At 70.2% G+C, this 16931-nt stretch carries 17 protein-coding genes; 3 read left to right on the plus strand and 14 right to left on the minus strand.

Annotated elements, in window-relative coordinates:
• Window positions 1-5: 5 nt before the first annotated feature.
• Window positions 6-2819, minus strand: coding sequence for a DEAD/DEAH box helicase (locus tag ABD287_RS12670; RefSeq protein ID WP_344172548.1), 2814 nt, complete (start codon window positions 2817-2819; stop codon window positions 6-8).
• Window positions 2820-2908: 89 nt separating this feature from the next.
• Between ABD287_RS12670 and ABD287_RS12675 the strand changes: the two genes are divergently transcribed.
• Window positions 2909-3646, plus strand: coding sequence for an HAD family hydrolase (locus ABD287_RS12675; RefSeq protein ID WP_425565611.1), 738 nt, complete (start codon window positions 2909-2911; stop codon window positions 3644-3646).
• 37 nt (window positions 3647-3683) lie between these two features.
• On the opposite strand, the gene tatC is transcribed toward ABD287_RS12675, so the two are convergent.
• The 5 genes from tatC to ABD287_RS12700 are packed head-to-tail and all read right to left on the minus strand — an operon-like array spanning window position 3684 to window position 7300.
• Window positions 3684-4649, minus strand: coding sequence for a twin-arginine translocase subunit TatC (tatC, locus tag ABD287_RS12680; RefSeq protein ID WP_344172552.1), 966 nt, complete (start codon window positions 4647-4649; stop codon window positions 3684-3686).
• A gap of 18 nt (window positions 4650-4667) precedes the next feature.
• The gene (tatA, locus tag ABD287_RS12685; protein ID WP_344172554.1) at window positions 4668-4967 is read right to left on the minus strand and encodes a Sec-independent protein translocase subunit TatA; all 300 of its coding nucleotides are present in this window, start codon (window positions 4965-4967) and stop codon (window positions 4668-4670) included.
• Window positions 4968-5024: 57 nt separating this feature from the next.
• Window positions 5025-5297 carry a hypothetical protein gene (locus ABD287_RS12690; protein ID WP_344172556.1) on the minus strand — a complete coding sequence of 91 codons (273 nt, stop codon included), beginning with the start codon at window positions 5295-5297 and terminating at the stop codon, window positions 5025-5027.
• Between the two features lie 36 nt (window positions 5298-5333).
• On the minus strand, window positions 5334-6287 hold the full coding sequence (locus tag ABD287_RS12695; RefSeq protein WP_344172558.1) for a helix-turn-helix transcriptional regulator: 954 nt from the start codon (window positions 6285-6287) through the stop codon (window positions 5334-5336).
• Complete coding sequence (locus ABD287_RS12700; RefSeq protein WP_344172560.1) at window positions 6284-7300, minus strand: helix-turn-helix transcriptional regulator; 1017 nt, start codon at window positions 7298-7300, stop codon at window positions 6284-6286. Before ABD287_RS12700 ends, ABD287_RS12695 begins: the two co-directional genes overlap by 4 nt.
• An 88-nt stretch (window positions 7301-7388) precedes the next feature.
• Here ABD287_RS12700 and ABD287_RS12705 point away from each other — a divergent pair, with 88 nt between their 5' ends.
• Window positions 7389-8492 carry a DUF3866 family protein gene (locus ABD287_RS12705; protein ID WP_344172562.1) on the plus strand — a complete coding sequence of 368 codons (1104 nt, stop codon included), beginning with the start codon at window positions 7389-7391 and terminating at the stop codon, window positions 8490-8492.
• Window positions 8493-8519: 27 nt separating this feature from the next.
• Here ABD287_RS12705 and pafA read toward each other — a convergent pair whose 3' ends face one another.
• From pafA to arc, 7 genes are all read right to left on the minus strand, one after another.
• Window positions 8520-9878: a Pup--protein ligase gene (gene pafA / locus ABD287_RS12710; RefSeq protein ID WP_344172564.1), complete on the minus strand. Its 1359-nt coding sequence runs from the start codon at window positions 9876-9878 to the stop codon at window positions 8520-8522.
• A gap of 31 nt (window positions 9879-9909) precedes the next feature.
• Window positions 9910-10680 (minus strand): proteasome subunit alpha, encoded by a 771-nt coding sequence (gene prcA, locus ABD287_RS12715; RefSeq protein WP_344172566.1) that lies wholly within the window; start codon window positions 10678-10680, stop codon window positions 9910-9912.
• 58 nt (window positions 10681-10738) lie between these two features.
• On the minus strand, window positions 10739-11581 hold the full coding sequence (gene prcB, locus ABD287_RS12720; protein WP_344172568.1) for a proteasome subunit beta: 843 nt from the start codon (window positions 11579-11581) through the stop codon (window positions 10739-10741).
• Complete coding sequence (locus ABD287_RS12725; RefSeq protein WP_344172570.1) at window positions 11500-11853, minus strand: endonuclease domain-containing protein; 354 nt, start codon at window positions 11851-11853, stop codon at window positions 11500-11502. Before ABD287_RS12725 ends, prcB begins: the two co-directional genes overlap by 82 nt.
• Window positions 11768-11983: a ubiquitin-like protein Pup gene (locus tag ABD287_RS12730; protein ID WP_344172572.1), complete on the minus strand. Its 216-nt coding sequence runs from the start codon at window positions 11981-11983 to the stop codon at window positions 11768-11770. Before ABD287_RS12730 ends, ABD287_RS12725 begins: the two co-directional genes overlap by 86 nt.
• Before the next feature lie 204 nt (window positions 11984-12187).
• Window positions 12188-13705, minus strand: coding sequence for a depupylase/deamidase Dop (gene dop, locus ABD287_RS12735; RefSeq protein WP_344172575.1), 1518 nt, complete (start codon window positions 13703-13705; stop codon window positions 12188-12190).
• A gap of 260 nt (window positions 13706-13965) precedes the next feature.
• A complete protein-coding gene (gene arc / locus ABD287_RS12740; protein ID WP_344172577.1) occupies window positions 13966-15732 on the minus strand; it encodes a proteasome ATPase in 1767 nt (588 codons plus the stop codon).
• Between the two features lie 299 nt (window positions 15733-16031).
• On the opposite strand from arc, the gene ABD287_RS12745 reads away from it, so the two are divergent.
• Window positions 16032-16322, plus strand: a complete 291-nt coding sequence (locus ABD287_RS12745; RefSeq protein ID WP_344172579.1) for a ferredoxin — start codon at window positions 16032-16034, stop codon at window positions 16320-16322.
• 35 nt (window positions 16323-16357) lie between these two features.
• Here ABD287_RS12745 and ABD287_RS12750 read toward each other — a convergent pair whose 3' ends face one another.
• Window positions 16358-16930, minus strand: coding sequence for a hypothetical protein (locus ABD287_RS12750; RefSeq protein WP_344172581.1), 573 nt, complete (start codon window positions 16928-16930; stop codon window positions 16358-16360).
• Window position 16931 lies beyond the last annotated feature (1 nt).

Genomic DNA, 16931 nt, shown 5'->3' on the forward strand with positions numbered 1-16931 from the left:
CGATGTCAGGCCATCGACGTGTAGGCGAGCACGCCACGCTTGACCGCGGTCATCGCCTCCCGGGCCGTGGCGCGCAGCGCGCTCGACGCCCCGGCGGCCTCGGCCAGCTGTCCGAGCAGGTCCATCACCTGCCGGGCCCAGCGGACGAAGTCGCCGGCCGGCATCTCCCCGTCCCCATGGCTGGCCAGGACCGGCGCGAGCGCCTCGCCGCGCGCCCACCGGTACATCGGCCAGACGAAGCCCAGGTCCGGCTCCCGGGTCAGGTCCAGGCCGCGGGCAGCCTCGGCGGACTCCAGCCCGCCCCACCGGCGCAGCGTCTCGTCGATGGCGTCGGCGACCGGGCCGCGCGGCAACGAGACCCGGTCGTCGCCCTCGCGGCGGGCCTCGTACACGAGCACTGAGACGGCGGCGGCCAGCTCCGCCGGGCTCAGACCGTCCCAGACGCCGGCCCGCAGGCACTCGGCGGCCAGCAGGTCGGCCTCGGTCCAGATCCGCGACAGCATCCGGCCGGCGTCGGTGACCTCGCCGTCGGCGGACAGGTAGCCGCGGTCCGACAGCAGGCCGCAGACCTGGTCGAAGGTGCGGGCCAGCGAGTTGGCGCGGGTGGCGACCTTCGACCTGAGCGCCTCGGTGTCACGCATCAGCCGGTGCCGGCGTTCGGCCCACCGCGCGTGCTCCTCCCGGTCGGCGCAGGCGTGGCACGGGTGGGCCCGCATGAGGGCCCGTAGAGCCAGGATCTGCTCATCCTCGCCGGTGGGACGCGAGCGCCCGCCCCGGCGGCCGGTGCGGCGGGGGGCGTCGACCGCGCGCAGCATCGCGGCCAGGTCCCGGCGGGCGGCCGGGGCCCGGTGATTGAAGTGCCGGGGGACGCGCACCCGGTCCAGGGCCTGCACCGGCGTGGGGAAGTCGGCGACCGACAGCCGGCCCGCCCACCGGTCCTCGGTGAGCACCAGCGGGCGCGGCTCGCCGAACGCGACGGCGCCTGGGTCCAGGACGATCGCCAGACCGGCGCGGCGCCCCGACGGCACCTGGATGACGTCGCCGGCACGTAGTTTCGTCAACGACTGGACGGCCGCGACGCGCCGCAGTTGGGCCGAGTCACGCGCCAGCTCCCGTTCCCGGTCGGCGATCGCCACCCGGAGAGCGAAGTACTCGGCGAAATCGCCGTGGTGGCAGCGCAGCTCCGACTCGTAGGCGTCCATGGTGTCGGTGTTGCGCTGCACCTGGCGGGCGATGCCCACCACCGAGCGGTCGGCCTGGAACTGGGCGAACGAGGACTCCAGCAGCTCACGGGCGCGGAAGGCGCCGACGCTGGCGACGAGGTTGACCGCCATGTTGTAGGACGGTCGGAAACTGGAGCGCAGCGGGTAGGTTCGGGTGGACGCGAGGCCGGCGACGTGCCGCGGGTCGACCTCCGGCCCCCACAGCACCACGGCGTGGCCCTCGATGTCGATGCCGCGACGGCCGGCGCGTCCGGTGAGCTGGGTGTACTCCCCCGGGGTCAGCTCGACGTGGGCCTCGCCGTTGAACTTGACCAACCGCTCCAACACCACGCAACGGGCTGGCATGTTGATGCCCAGCGCCAGCGTCTCGGTGGCGAAGACCGCCTTGACCAGGCCCTTGACGAACAGCTCCTCGACAATCTCCTTGAAGGCCGGGAGCATGCCCGCGTGGTGGGCGGCCAGACCCCGCTCAAGGGCGTCCAGCCAGTCCCAGTAGCCCAGCGCGGCCAGGTCCTCGTGCGGGATCGCCGCGGCGCCGCGCTCGACGATCCGGCGCACCTCGGCCCGTTCGGTGGGGCTGGTGAGTCGGACCCCGGAGGTGAGGCACTGTTGGACGGCCGCGTCGCAACCGGCCCGGCTGAAGATGAAGAAGATCGCCGGCAGCAGCTCCTCGCGTTCCAACCGGTCGATGACGTCGGGTCTGGGCTGGGGGAGCCAGCGGCGCGGACGCCCGGGACGGCCGCGGGCCGGAGTCAGCTCCACCCGGCGCAGCATCTCCCGGGTGTGACGCAGCAGCTCGGGGTGCACGTCGTGTTTCCGGGCGGCGTCCGAGTCGTGGAACAGGTCGAACATCCGCCGCCCGACAAGCATGTGCTGCCACAACGGCACCGGCCGGTGCTCCGAGACCACGACCTCGGTCTCGCCGCGCACCGTGACCAGCCACTGGGCGAACTCCTCGGCGTTGGAGACCGTCGCCGACAACGACACCAGCGTCACCGACTCCGGCAAGTGGATGATCACTTCTTCCCAGACGGCGCCGCGCAGCCGGTCCGCCAGGTAGTGCACCTCGTCCATGACCACGTACGACAGACCCGTCAGCGTCGACGAGCCGGCGTAGAGCATGTTGCGCAGCACCTCGGTCGTCATCACCACGACCGGGGCGTCGCCGTTGATGGCGTTGTCGCCGGTGAGCAGGCCGACCTTGTCAGCGCCGTGCCTGGCGACCAGGTCGTGGTACTTCTGGTTCGACAGGGCCTTGATCGGCGTGGTGTAGAAGCATTTGCGTCCCTGGCGCAGCGCCAGATGAACCGCGAACTCGCCGACGACGGTCTTGCCGGCGCCGGTGGGCGCGCACACGAGCACACCGCTGCCGCCCTCCAACGCCTCGCACGCCGCGCGTTGGAAATCGTCGAGGTCGAATCCGACCTGGGGCACGAAGTCGGCGAGCGCCGGTAGCCGCGCGGCCTCGGCCGCCCGACGACGCGCCGCCGCGTGACGCTCCGCTGGCGAAGCCTCGACCAGCTCGTCCGGATGCGGGTCGCCCGAGGGGCCAGGCTCGTCGATCGCGGTGGGGCGCGGATCCTCGGGGGTGGCCATGCCGGCCAGCGTAGTGCGTTGACGCGCCCGGTTCCTACCGGCTATTGATCATGTTTTGGTTCCTGCCCGGAGTCGGTAGGGTGCGGTACGTGTCGGATCACCCCGAAGCTCCCGCTGGCGCCCTCCCCGCTCCGGCCGACCGGCGTTTCGACGCGGTCCTGTTCGACTTCCACGGCACTTTGGCCCAGGTGGAGGACCCGGTCCGCTGGGTCCAGCTCGCCGCCGGGGACTGCGGGGTGACGCTCGACCGGGGTCAGGCCACTGTGCTGGCCGACCGGCTCGTCACCGCCGGCCGCCCCGGCGGGCCAGCGCCGGACCGGGTGCCGCCGGCGCTGGCCATGGACTGGGCCGACCGGGACTTGTCCGCTCGGGCGCACCGGGCCGCATACACCGGGCTCAGCTCCGGCGTCGCCTGCGGCATCGAGGGCCTGCCTGAGGCGTTGTACGAGCGGGTCCTGCGCGCCGACGGCTGGGCCCCGTACACCGACGCTTCTGCCACATTGACGGCTCTGCGGGCGGCCCGGATCGGGGTGGCGGTGGTCAGCAATGTCGGATTCGACATCCGGCCGCTGCTGGACCAGTGGGGTCTGGCCAACCACATCCAGGCATGGTCGTTGTCGTACGAGACCGGGCGGCTCAAGCCTGACCCGGCGAGCTTCCTGCACGCCTGCGGGCAACTACGGGTCGATCCGGAACGCGCGCTGATGGTCGGCGACACGCCTACCGACGGCGGCGCGGCCAGCGCCGGCCTGACGAGCCTGCTGCTGCCCGCCGGTCAGCCCGGAGCCGCCAACGGGCTCGACGCGGTCGTCGCGCTGGTCCGCTGACCGACCCGGACCGGCCGGTCGGGCTGGCCCGGCGGCATCAGGTGGTCTCGTCGTACCGGCTGGCCAGCGGCGCGGGCGCCGGAATCGGGCTCGGCCGCTCCAACGGCGGCGGACCGCCGACCGGCTGGGAAAGTTCCACCGGCGTCGGCAGCTCGACCGGCGCCGGCGCCTCGGCCAACGGGGAGATCTCGTCGTCGCTGACGTCGTCGGCCATGCCAGCGCGGCGGGCCCGCCGCCGGTCATTGAGGAACGCGGCGCCAACGGCTATGAAGTACAGCGCCGACAGGCACAGGGCCAGCGCGGTCATCCCGAACGGGTCAGGCGTGGGCGTCACGACGGCGGCGAACGCGAAGAAACCGAACACCACCCCACGCCACCACGACATCAGCTTCTTGGCGCTGACCAGACCGACGGCGTTGAGCATGAAGGCCATCAGCGGGAACTCGAACGCCACCCCGAAGATGAGGATGAGATTGATGACGAAATCGACGTACCTGGTGATTTCCAGGGTGGTGCGGATGTCGTCGCCGGCGAATTCCAGCAGGAACGCCAGGCCCTTCGCCACCACGAAGTAGGCCAGGATCGAACCCGCGGCGAACAGCGGCGCGGCGATGCCCGAGAAGACGTAGGCGTAACGGCGCTCGTGGCGGTGCAGACCCGGGGCTATGAACGCCCACAGCTGGTACAGCCAGACCGGTCCGGCGATGATCAACCCCAACCAGAGCGCCAGCTTGAGCTTGAGCAGCAGCACGTCGGCCGGGCCCAGCATGACCATGGCGCACTGCCCGTCGATGATCGATGACGGGAGGTCGCAGTAGGGCTGACGGATGATGGTGAGCACCGGGTCGGCGAGATACAGGCCGACGAAGAAGCCGAGGACGATCGCCACGGCCGATTTGAAGAGGCGGTTTCGCAGTTCGCGCAGGTGCTCGATGAGCGTCATCGAGCCGTCGGCTGCGCGGGCGAAACCGACCGGCTTACGCCGGCGCAGTCGCAGCGGCATAGCGGGCGGCGGCGCTGGTCAGTGGCGGTCGCGGACGCGGTCGACCGGATCGACGAACGTCGGACGCGGCTCGGGCTGGGGCTGCGGTTGGGTGAAGGGCTGCGGTTGAGGGGTCAGCGGCTCACGGGCGGCCTGGGCATCGGCCTTCTCAGCCAGGTCGTCCTTGGGCTTGTCGTCGACCAGGCCCTTGGTCTCAGCCTTGATGATTCGCAACGAGCGTCCGAGGGCGCGCGCGGCGTCCGGCAGCCGCTTGGCGCCGAACAGCAGCACCAGAACCACCACCAGAACGATGATGTGGGCGGGCCGAAGGGATCCCATGTGAACTCCGATGCTCAGGAACGGGAGGGCGCGTTCACCCTCGATGGTACTTCCCGATCATCTGGTAGGCACCCCTCCGGCCGGCGGCTGATCGGCCGGCGAAGGGACGCCGTCCAGTCGACGCGCCAGGGCCGGATGACGCTGGACGTCAGCGAGTCGGACGGCAAGGCGCTCGGCCGACATCTGGATCGCCGCGGCCTGCTCCTGCCGCGCCGCGAGCCCCTGAACGGCGGCGCGTAACCTCGCCAGGCGGGGCAGAAGCGGCATCACCGCCGCGACCAGGATGATCAAGCCGACAACCGCCACCGCTACCGCAACCCACCATCGCACCCGGTCAGCCTAGCCGCTGCCGATGGCGCCGGCCGGTCACGGTGTGGCGTAGCCCGCGAGCGCCTCGCGGGCCCCGTCCCGTACGAGCTCCACCAGCTCGGTCGGGCTCGTCACCGTCACCTGCGGACCCAGACCCAGGACCAGCCGGCGGGCCCACGGCAGGTCCGACACCCGCAGCGACACCTGCCAGTCCCCGGCGCTCTCGACGACCTGCTCGCACGGGTAGTACTCGGTGATCCATCGGGCCCCCCGCCCGACGCGCAGCGTCACCAGGGGCAGTTGCGACGACGGCCGGAACGCCCCCTCGATCGGCGCAGCTGGCGTCGGCGGCGGCTGGGCGGGCTCCGACAACCGGACCAACTCGTCGATCCGGTCCGCCCGGAACAGCCGCAACGCCTGCGCCTGGCGGCACCACGCCTCCAGGTAGGTGTGGCCGGCGACGGCGAAAACGCGGACCGGGTCGACAATCCGGCGGGTCGTCGCATCCCGGCTGGCGGTGTAGTAGGTCATCTGGATGGCCCGGCCCGAACGCAGCGCCTCGTGGGCCCGCGCCGCCCGCTCGTCGGGCGCCCCGGCGCTGACGGCGACCGGCGCGCCGGCCAGCTCACCGGCCGCCGACTCGATCTTGGCCAGCGCGCGTTCGATCGCCCCACGATCGCCGACCCCGGGCGTCTCCGCCAACAGCCGTAGCGCCACCACCAACGCCAGCGCCTCGTCCGGGGTGAGCCGCAGCGGACGGTCGATGCCGGCATCGTAGGTGATCGTCACCCGGTCGCTGTCGAGCACCATGTCGATGAGGTCGCCCGGGCCGTAGCCGGGTAGGCCACACACCCACAGCAGCTCCAGGTCCTCCCGCAGCTGCTTCTCGGTGACGCCGAGGTCGGCCGCCGCCTGCTCGATCGCGATGCCGGGGCGGGCCAGCAGGTACGGGACCAGATTCAGCAGCCGGGCCAGACGCTCGGCGGACGGACCGCCGCGCGGCGCGCTCACCGGCGCGCCGCAGGGAGCGTCGGGCCGGCGCCGTCACCGGCCGGCGCCTCGGCGCGGGCCACCATCTCCTTGAGCCGCAACACGACCGCCTCCCGAAGTTCGGACGGACCCAGCACCCGGACATCCGGCCCGAAGCCACACAGGTATCCGGCGAACGACTCCACGTCGCCGAAGCGCAGCTCCAGCACATCACCGTCGGGGCCCGGCTCACAACTGGACGCCCACCGGCGAAGACCCACCGCCCGGCCTGGGCGCGCCGACACCCGCGCGATACCGGAGACCTCTGGCGGACCAGACCAACGGCGCACCTGACTCAACAGATCCACCTCAGGCGCCTCGAACGCCCGTGGCTCCCCCACCGACACCACCTCGCCGACCACGCGGGACAGGCGGAAAGAGCGGGTCGCCGCCCGATCCAGGTCATGGCCGACGACGTACCACCGGCCCCGCCAGCACACCACGCCCCAGGGCTGCAGGCGTCGCCGCTGCGGTTGGTCCGCCGCCGGCGCCCGGTAGTCGAAGGTGACGCTCTGACGGTCCCGGGAGGCGGCGGCGAGCGGCGCGAACGCCGCGTCCACCGTGACGATCGGCTCCAACCCGGGCGCCGACTGCGGGTCGACGTCGATGCCCGCGGCGCGCAGCTTCGCCAGGCCCGAAGTGGCAGCCGCGGCGAGGCCGGCGTGCTGCCACAGCCGGGCCGCGATGCCGACGGCCGCCGCCTCGTCGGCCTCCAGCCGCACCTCGGGCAGGGCGTACTCGCGACGGGCGATCCGGTACCCGGGCTCGGTGTCGAACACGCTGGTCGTGCCGGTCTCCAGCGGCACTCCCAGATCGCGGAGCTCAGCCTTGTCCCGCTCGAACTTGCGCTGGAACGCCTCATGCTGACGCTCGTCACGGGCGTCGTGCTCGTAGCCAGGCACCGTCGCGGCGATCTGGGCAGCCGTGAGGAACCGCCTCGTCGACAGCAGGCAGATCACCAGGTTGACCAGACGTTCGGTGCGGGTCCGCGACACGGCGTCGACGCTAGCAGCGCGCTGCGCCCACGTCGCCCCTGGCGCGGCGGCGCGGCCCGGTTACCGTCGGTCGGCTACCGTGCCGTGCGTGGTGCGATGGCGAAGCGGCGAGGTGACGGCGGTCCGACGACGTTGGCGTGGCGCGGTCGAGTTGGCGGTGCGCGTCGCTGGCGATCAGGTGCGGGCATTGGCCTATCCGGCGCTGGTCGGCGAGCCCGAGGTGGGCGACCAGGTCCTGCTGAACACCGGGGCGCTGCACATGGGCCTCGGCACCGGCGGTTACGCCTTCGTCGTCGCGGTGCCCGACCGGCTCCCCGCCGACCCGCCGTTCGGCGCCGACCGCGACCACGGGCACCTGGTCAAAGCCAGGTACACCCCGCTCCAGACGATCGGTTTGGCCGTCGACGAGGACGCCTCACCGCACCGGCCGCGCATGCTCGCCGCCGAAGCACTCGGCGGCGCCGCCCTGGACTCGATGCCGGTGGTGCTCGCCGACCTGCACTCCGCGCTGCCACCGATCCTCGCCGGCGTCCACGCCGGCCGGCCCGACGCCAGGGTCGCCTACGTCATGACCGACGGCGGGGCGCTCCCCGCCTGGTTCTCAAGATCCCTGGACGCGCTCGCGGGCAGACTCGTCGGCGTCGTCACCGCTGGTCAGGCATTCGGTGGCGACCTGGAGGCGGTGAACCTGCACAGCGCACTCATCGCCGCCCGCGCCGTGCTCGACGCCGAGGTGACGATCGTCGCCCAAGGGCCGGGCAACGCCGGCGCCGGCACCGCCTGGGGTTTCTCCGGCGCCGCCGTCGGTGAGGCCGTCAACGCCGTGTCGGTGCTGGGCGGTCGCCCCGTCGGATCGTTGCGGATCTCCGACGCCGACCCACGCCCCCGCCACCTCGGCATCTCACACCACAGCCTGACCGCCTACGGGACCGTGGCGCTCCGCCCCGCCGACCTCGTGACGCCGCGCGAACTGCCGGCGGCGCTCGCGGCGCTCGTCGCGCCCGCCGCCGCCCGGCTGAGCCCGCCGCACCGGATCGTCGCGGTCGACACCACGGGCCTGGACGCCGCGCTGCGCACCAGCCCAGCTCCGTTACGCACCATGGGCCGTGGCCTGGAGGCGGACTACTGGTACTTCCTGGCCGCCGCCGCGGCCGGACGTCACGCCGCCGCGCTGCTGGATCAGGGGGCGTGACGTCCGGGGCGGCGCGACACCAGTCGATCACATGCTCGCGATGAGCCGCTCGACGCGCTCGTCGTGGGATCGGAACGGATCCTTGCACAGGACCGTCCGCTGGGCCTGGTCGTTGAGCTTCAGATGCACCCAGTCGACGGTGAAATCGCGCCGCTTCTCCTGCGCGTTGCGGATGAACTCGCCCCGCAACCGGGCCCGGGTGGTCTGCGGCGGAGTCTCCTTGGCCTCGTAGACGTCGAGGTCGCCGACGATCCTGTCGACGGCGCCGCGGCGCTCCATGAGCCCGAACAGGCCCCGGCCCCGCCGCACATCGTGGTAGGCCAGATCGAGCTGGGCGATGCGCGAGTTGCCCAGCGGAAGATCGTGCTTGGCCTGGTACCGCTCGATGAGCTTGAGCTTCGCCACCCAGTCGATCTCGCGGGCCACCGGATCGAGGTTGCCCGACTCGACCGCGTCCAGGACCTTCCCCCACAACGCGATGACCCGGTGCGCGACCGGATCCTGACTGTCCCGCTGGACGAACTCCGCAGCCCGGGCGTGGTACTCGCGCTGGATGTCCAGCGCGCTCGCCTCGGCGCCCGAGGTGAGCTTCACGAGGCGCCGCCCGGTGACGTCGTGGGAGACCTCCCGGATGGCCCGGATGGGGTTCTCCAGGGTCAGGTCCCGCATGACCACTCCGGCCTCGATCATCCGGAGCACCAGGTCGGCGCTGCCGACCTTGAGGAGCGTCGTCACCTCGCTCATGTTCGAGTCGCCGACGATGACGTGCAGCCGTCGGTACCGCTCGGCGTCGGCGTGCGGCTCGTCCCGGGTGTTGATGATCGGCCGGCTGCGGGTGGTGGCGCTGGAGACGCCCTCCCAGATGTGCTCAGCCCGCTGCGAGAGGCAGTAGACCGCGCCGCGGGGCGTCTGGAGCACCTTGCCGGCCCCACAGATGAGCTGCCGGGTCACCAGGAACGGGATGAGCACGTCGGCCAGCCGACCGAACTCGCCGTGCCGGGATACCAGGTAGTTCTCGTGACAACCGTAGGAGTTGCCGGCCGAGTCGGTGTTGTTCTTGAACAGATAGATCTCGCCGGCGATGCCCTCGTCGTGTAGACGCTTCTCCGCGTCGACGAGAAGCCCTTCGAGGATACGTTCGCCGGCCCGGTCATGGGCCACGAGGTTGACGACCGAGTCGCACTCCGGGGTGGCGTACTCGGGGTGGGAGCCGACGTCGAGGTAGAGCCGGGCGCCGTTACGCAGGAAGACGTTGCTGGACCGCCCCCAGGACACCACCCTGCGGAACAGGTACCTGGCCACCTCGTCCGGAGACAGGCGACGCTGACCGCGGTACGTGCAGGTGACACCGTACTCAGTCTCAAGACCGAAAATGCGACGCTCCATAGTGAGACATTAGCCCTCTGGAGCGGTTTGGTCACTGCTGCGCGGATCCGAGATCTGATTGCGTCGTCGGGTCCGCCGACGGATCGGCCTCAGGCTTCGCGGCGGGCTTCTCCAGCAGGGACGTCAACGCGTTGCCGACGATCCGACGGAAGGTGCGACCGCGACGACGACGGTCGAGCACCGCCACCTCAAGCTGGTCAGCGGCGAGGGACCGCGGGTTCCCGTTCTCGCCACCGACGCTGCACAGCGCCTCCACCGCCAGGTGCAGGGCCTCGGGCAACGGCATGTCACGGCGGTGGCGGTCACGCAGAACCGCGCCGATCGACTCGGCCTGGCCGCCCATGGCCATCCGGCCGGGCTCGTCCTGCACCGATCCGTCGTAGGTGAGCCGGTACAGCTCGTCCTTCTCCGGGACGTGACCCACCTCAGCGACGCAGATCTCCACCTCGAACGGCTTGGACTGCTCGGTGAAGATCGCGCCGAGGGTCTGGGCGTAGGCGTTGGCCAGCGCGCGCCCGGTCACGTCGCGGCGGTCATAGGAGTATCCGCGCAGGTCGGCCATCCGGACGCCGGAGGCGCGCAGGTTCTCGAACTCGTTGTAGCGGCCAACGGCGGCGAAGCCGATACGGTCGTAGATCTCGCTCACCTTGTGCAGCGCCTTGGAGAGGTTCTCCGCGACGAACAGCACGCCACCCTCGTGGCTGAGAACGATCGCGCTCCGGCCACGGGAGATGCCCTTGCGGGCGTACTCCGACCGGTCGCGCATGATCTGTTCGGGCGAGGCGTAAAACTGCATGGCCATGTCGGGTGGTGCTCCTTACTCCACTGCGGTCACGACGGGATGCGCTGACGTGCGGCGGTCACCCGCCGGGGTTCACCATCCGGGCGTCGACGACGGCCCGGGCGACCGCCTCGGTGTCGGCCTCGGTGAGCCGGTGCGTGCCCTCGACCGTAGCCGACATGACGACCGGGAAGATCTTGCGCGTCAGATCGGGCCCGCCGGTGGCGGTGTCGTCGTCGGCCGCGTCGTACAACGCCTCCATCGCCAGGCGGATCGCCTCGCTGGCGGACAGGCCCGGCCGGTAGCGCTTCTTCAGCGCGGACTTGGCGAACAGGGAGCCGGAGCCGATCGCGTCGTACCCGCCGGACTCCTCGTAGAGCCCGCCGGCGACGTCGAAGCTGAAGATCCGGCCCTTGCGACTCGGGTCCACGGAGTCGAGGTCGTAGCCACCGAACAGCGGCACCACCGCAAGCCCCTGCATCGCCGCGCCGAGGTTGTTGCGGACCATGGTGGCGAGCCGGTTGGCCTTGCCGTCGAGCGAGAGCATCGCGCCCTCGATCTTCTCGTAGTGCTCCAGTTCCACCTGGAACAGACGCATCAGCTCGAGGCCGACGCCGGCGGTCCCGGCGATACCGATGAGTGAGTACGCGTCCGCGGAGTGGACCTTCTCGATGTCCCGGCTGGCGATGATGTTGCCCATGGTGGCCCGGCGGTCGCCAGCCATGATCACGCCGTCCGAGTAGGCGACCGCGACGATCGTGGTGCCGTGCGGGGCCAGGTCGCCGGCGTCGCCCAGCGGCAGGGGCCGGCGGCCAGGCAGCAGCTCTGGCGCGGACATGGTCAGGAAGTCCGTGAAGGAGGACGTAGCCGGCGCGGCGAACACAGCCGGAAGACGCCAGGATGGATCGAGACCCGCTGCCACGTTGTTCCTTTCAGGTACGAGATCGCGTTCGTCAGGCGGTCGGCGTCGTCGCGGAGCCAGCCGAGGCCGTCGTTGCAGTGAGAGCAGCCTATCCCGGGGACCCAGCCCGTGTCGGGACCGTGGTCAACGTGTTCACGCCGGGCTATCACGCGGACGGCACGAACGCCCAGCGCGGCGAACAGCCCGCTACTGGCCGCCCTTCTGCACGTAACCCCGGACGAACTCCTCGGCGTTCTCCTCCAGCACGGAGTCGATCTCATCAAGCAGATCATCGACGTCCTCGGTGATTTCGGCGTGCCGTTCAGCGATCTCCGGGTTGGTCTCGGTGGTCGCCTCAGCGACTTCCTCGTCCCGCCTCGAACGGCCTTCCTGCGACTGACCGCCGCTGTCCTTCGCTGCCATCGACCCTCCTCAGCGCCCAGCGGTGGTGAAGCCACCGCCTGTCCGGCGCGCCACATTCGCCCGCGCCGCATTCCGAACCCGCCAACCACCGGAGCCCAAGCATCCCGGGCCGTCGACGCGTTGCCTCAAAACCTACCGCGTGGGGGCGAGGAATCCACCTGCCCTGGATGGGGAGTTTCGCCATCATCGCCGCCCGGTGACGCGTCAACGGCCGGAGAGCGCCTCCAGTAGATCCTTGGCGCTCGGGCACCGATCGAACAACGCGCCCACATGAGCCTTGGTGCCCCGCTCCGGCTCCATCATCGGCACGCGGACCAGGGACTCACGGCCGATGTCGAAGATCACCGAGTCCCAACTGGCTGCCACGACCTCAGGCGCGTACTGGGCCAGGCAGCGACCCCGGAAGTACGCCCGGGTGTCCTCCGGCGGCTCAACCATCGCCCGTTCGGTCTGGGCATCGGTGAGGATCCTCTTCATCGCCCCACGGGCGACGAGCCGGTGGTACAGGCCCTTGTCGAGGCGGACATCGGAGTACTGCAGGTCCACCAGTTGGAGCTTGTGCGACGACCAGCCGAGGGACTCCCGCTCGCGGTAGCCCTCGAGCAGCCGGAGCTTGGCGACCCAGTCCAGTTCGTCCGCGCACATCATGGGATCACGCCCGAGCCGGTCGAGAACCCGCTCCCAGCGGGCGAGGACGTCCCCGGTCTGCTCGTCCGCGTCGGCGCCGTAGCGGGTGTCGATGTAGGACCGGGCCCGTTCGTAGTAGGCCCATTGCAGGTCCAATGCGGTGAGGCGCCGACCGTCGCGCATCCGCATCAGGTGCTTGAGCGTCGGATCGTGGCTGACCGCGCGCAGCTCGCTGACCGGATCGGCGATGGCGAGGTCGCCGGAGAGAACCTTCTCCTCGATGAGGGTGAGGACCAGGGCCGTCGTGCCGACCTTGAGATAGGTGGAGATCTCGGAAAGATTGGCGTCGCCGATGATGACGTGCAGGCGCCGGTACTTGTCGGCGTCGGCGTGCGGCTCGTCGCGGGTGTTGATGATCGGCCGCTTGAGGGTGGTCTCCAGACCGACCTCGACCTCGAAGAAGTCAGCACGCTGGGAGATCTGGAAGCCCTCGCCGCCACCGTCCTGGCCGATGCCGACGCGGCCCGCGCCACAGACGATCTGCCGGGTGACGAAGAACGGCGTCAGGTGGGTGACGATGTCGGCGAAGGCGGTCTGCCGGCTCATCAGGTAGTTCTCGTGGGCGCCGTAGCTGGCGCCCTTGTTGTCGGTGTTGTTCTTGTAGAGCTGGATCGGCGGCGCGCCCGGAATGGTGGCGGCCCGGCGGGCGGCGTCAGCCATCACCCGCTCCCCGGCCTTGTCCCACAGGACCACGTCACGCGGGTTGCTCACCTCGGGCGTGGAGTACTCGGGGTGGGCGTGGTCGACGTACAGGCGGGCGCCATTGGTCAGGATGACGTTGGCCAGACCCAGATCTTCGTCGGCGAGCGCCTCGGCCGGATCGTAGACGGCCCCGGCGTAGGTGAATCCCCGCGCGTCGCGCAGCGGCGACTCCTCCTCGTAGTCCCACCGGGCACGGCCGCCCCGGTTGAGTTCGGGTCGGGCGCCGTACGCGTTGACGATCTGGGACGAGGTGACCATGGGGTTGGCGCCGGGCTGGCCGGGAACGGAGATGCCGTACTCGACCTCGACCCCCATGATGCGGCGGACGGTCATGCGGCGGCCCGGCCCGGTCGGGCGGCGCGAGCGCCGTGCTGGTGCCTGCTCCCGATCAACTGACTGCCTCCCGGTGGTGACTGACGACGCGCCGCGTGACGGCGTCGTCGGGCCCCGGCTCGATGCAGGGCCCTGCTGTGAGCCTAAACCCCGCTGAGCGGTTTGTGCCCCCCTGAGATCAGATGGGTCACCGCTGGTCGGACCCGGCGCATGCGAACGGGGCCGACGTTGTCGCCGGCCCCGTTCGCATGCGCTCTCGACTACAGGTACTGCCCGGTGTTGCTGGCGGTCTCGATGGAGCGGCCCGCCTCGGTGCCCTTGCCGCCGGAGACGAGGGTGCGGATGTAGACGATCCGCTCGCCCTTCTTGCCGGAGATGCGAGCCCAGTCGTCGGGGTTGGTGGTGTTGGGAAGGTCCTCGTTCTCGCGGAACTCGTCGACGCAGGCGTCGAGCAGGTGCTGCAGGCGCAGACCCTTACGGCCCGAGGAGAGGAACTCCTTGATAGCCATCTTCTTGCCCCGGTCGACAATGTTCTGGATCATCGCGCCGGAGTTGAAGTCCTTGAAGTACAGGACTTCCTTGTCGCCGTTGGCGTAGGTGACTTCGAGGAAGCGGTTCTCGTCGGTCTCGGCGTACATCCGCAGCACGACCGCCTCGATCATCGCGGCGACCGTGGCGTCGGCGTCGTTGCCGTGCTCGGCAAGGTCGTCGGCGCTCAGGGGCAGGCCGGTGAGGATGTACTTGGCGAAGATGTCCTTGGCCGCCTCGCCGTCCGGACGCTCAATTTTGATTTTCACGTCGAGCCGGCCGGGGCGCAGAATGGCCGGATCGATCATGTCCTCGCGGTTGGAGGCGCCGATGACGATGACGTTTTCCAGGCCTTCGACGCCGTCAATCTCGCTGAGCAGCTGCGGGACGATCGTCGTCTCGACGTCGGAGGAGACGCCGGAGCCACGGGTCCGGAAGACCGAGTCCATCTCGTCGAAGAAGACGATGACGGGGGTGCCTTCGCCGGCCTTCTCGCGGGCCCGTTGGAAGATCAGCCGGATGTGCCGCTCGGTTTCGCCCACGTACTTGTTGAGCAGCTCCGGGCCCTTGATGTTGAGGAAGAAGCTGGTGTGCTTCTCCTTGCCCTGACGTTCGGCGATCTTCTTCGCAAGCGAGTTCGCCACCGCCTTGGCGATCATCGTCTTGCCGCAGCCGGGCGGGCCATAAAGAAGAATGCCCTTGGGCGGGCGAAGCTGGTGCTCGCGGAACAGGTCCGCGTGCAGGAATGGCAGCTCGACGGCGTCCCGGATCTGCTCGATCTGCGAATGCAGGCCGCCGATGGCGGTGTAGTCGATGTCGGGGACCTCCTCAAGAACGAGTTCCTCGACCTCGCTCTTGGGGATGCGCTCGTAGGCATAGGCGGAACGCGGCTCGATGAGCAGCGAGTCACCGGCGCGGATACGCTCGCCGGTGAGGCTGTCGGCGAGGTACACGACCCGCTCGTCGTCGGAGTGGCTGATGACCAGCGCGCGGTCGCCGCCCTCGAGGACCTCTTTGAGCAGCACGACCTCGCCCGCTCGTTCGAAGCCCAGCGCGTCGACGATGTTCATGGCGTCGTTGAGCAGGACCTCCTGGCCCCGCTGGAGTCCATCGACCTCGATGGACGGCGAGACGGCGACCCTGAGCTTGCGACCGCCGGTGAAGATGTCGACGGTGCCGTCCTCGTACGCGCTGAGGAACACGCCATAGCCGCTCGGCGGCTGGGCAAGCTTGTCGATCTCCTCCTTGAGGGCGACGATCTGAGCCCGAGCCTCCTTGAGGGTGGTCACGAGCCGTTCGTTGTTCTCCGCGGTCCGGGCCAGCTGCGCCTGCGTTGCCGCGAGGCGCTCCTCGAGCTGCCGGACGTGTCGCGGGCTCTCGGTCAGCTTGCGCCGGACCATTGCGAGCTCTTCTTGAAGAAACGCGACCTGGGCGGAGAGGTCGTGCGCTTCCTTCTCCCACCGCGCGGCGCGCGAATCTGGTTCGTCGCTGCGTGCCACGTCCCACCTCCCCGGGGGATTGAACGTTCGTTGTCTCACACTAGCCCGTCCCGGGCTGTTCTGAGCAGACCCGACACTCGGTGTGCCACAACCTTGATCCGGGCAGACGGCGCCGTTGGGCCACCCGGATGATGGTCGGGTACGGTCGGCGGATAGCGGTGGCGTTGCCGGTGGCCAGAGAGACCACCGCCTTAAAAGCGGACTAAAGGCTTCAAAACGAATTAATGCCTCGAAGTAGCCGAGCGCAACGGGAACAGATCACGATTGTGCAAGCCGGACTGGCAGGACAGGAGGAAAGGATGTCGGAAAGCCACCTACAGGTCTCGGTAGACCAGGACCTGTGCACCGGCGACGGGCTCTGCGTCCAGTACGCCCCCGACATCTTCGAATTCGACATCGACGGTCTGGCCTACGTCAAGGACGAAACCGGCGAGCTGCTGACCTCAGGCGGCAGCGCCGTCGGCGTGCCAGAACGGTTACGTCTGGACGTCATCGACGCCGCGCGGGACTGCCCCGGCGAGTGCATCCACGTCCGGCGGTCCGCCGACGGCGTCGCGGTGGCCGGGCCAGAGGCGCCGCCGACCAGCTAGCCACCGCCGCGAAGCAGTCCGTAGCGGCGGCGCCGTCACAGCAGCGGCCGGCCCACCACCGAAGCGACGACCCTGGCGAACTCCTCAAGCCGGGCGATCTGGCCGGCGCCGCCGTCGTCGAGCGTCTTGCTGAAGCGCAGCGCGTCATGACGCGCCGACGCCGACTCGCCCCCCGGCCCGGCCTCGTCCATCGAGCTGAGCAACAGGTACACGTCGATCGTGTCGACCCGGACCGCGCCCGCGTCCATCCGGATCAATCGGCGACGGCAGCCCACCTCGGTGACCGTCGACAACGGCACCACCCGCAGCGACGACGTCATCGCGCCCGCCGGACCATCGCCCGGCGGCACGTCCTCGCCGTGCCACAGGATCAGCCGGCTGCCGTCGCAGACCACAGCCTCCTGCCAGACGCCATTGACGTCGTTGACGAAGCGTTCCAACGTGAACGTCATGACCTGGGCGCCCTGGAGCACCCCGCCCAAGGCGTCGAGGGCGATCTCGGGATCACGTAGGTAAGCGCGCGTCGCGGAGTCCAGATCCCGGTACGGCGACCAGTCCGGAAAGACCGATGGGAGCTCGTTGCCCGGCCCGAACGTCGGCCGGTTCACC

The sequence above is a fragment of the Pilimelia columellifera subsp. columellifera genome, assembly GCF_039532605.1.
GTDB classification, from domain to species: Bacteria; Actinomycetota; Actinomycetes; order Mycobacteriales; family Micromonosporaceae; genus Pilimelia; species Pilimelia columellifera.

What these genes read in the sequence shown, in the direction of transcription:
- ABD287_RS12670 (WP_344172548.1), bottom strand. Translation starts at nt 2,819, where the DNA reads ATGGCCACCCCCGAGGATCCGCGCCCCACCGCGATCGACGAGCCTGGC.
- tatC (WP_344172552.1), bottom strand. Translation starts at nt 4,649, where the DNA reads ATGCCGCTGCGACTGCGCCGGCGTAAGCCGGTCGGTTTCGCCCGCGCA.
- tatA (WP_344172554.1), bottom strand. Translation starts at nt 4,967, where the DNA reads ATGGGATCCCTTCGGCCCGCCCACATCATCGTTCTGGTGGTGGTTCTG.
- pafA (WP_344172564.1), bottom strand. Translation starts at nt 9,878, where the DNA reads ATGGAGCGTCGCATTTTCGGTCTTGAGACTGAGTACGGTGTCACCTGC.
- prcA (WP_344172566.1), bottom strand. Translation starts at nt 10,680, where the DNA reads ATGGCCATGCAGTTTTACGCCTCGCCCGAACAGATCATGCGCGACCGG.
- ABD287_RS12725 (WP_344172570.1), bottom strand. Translation starts at nt 11,853, where the DNA reads ATGATCTGCTTGATGAGATCGACTCCGTGCTGGAGGAGAACGCCGAGG.
- ABD287_RS12730 (WP_344172572.1), bottom strand. Translation starts at nt 11,983, where the DNA reads ATGGCAGCGAAGGACAGCGGCGGTCAGTCGCAGGAAGGCCGTTCGAGG.
- dop (WP_344172575.1), bottom strand. Translation starts at nt 13,705, where the DNA reads ATGACCGTCCGCCGCATCATGGGGGTCGAGGTCGAGTACGGCATCTCC.
- ABD287_RS12745 (WP_344172579.1), top strand. Translation starts at nt 16,032, where the DNA reads ATGTCGGAAAGCCACCTACAGGTCTCGGTAGACCAGGACCTGTGCACC.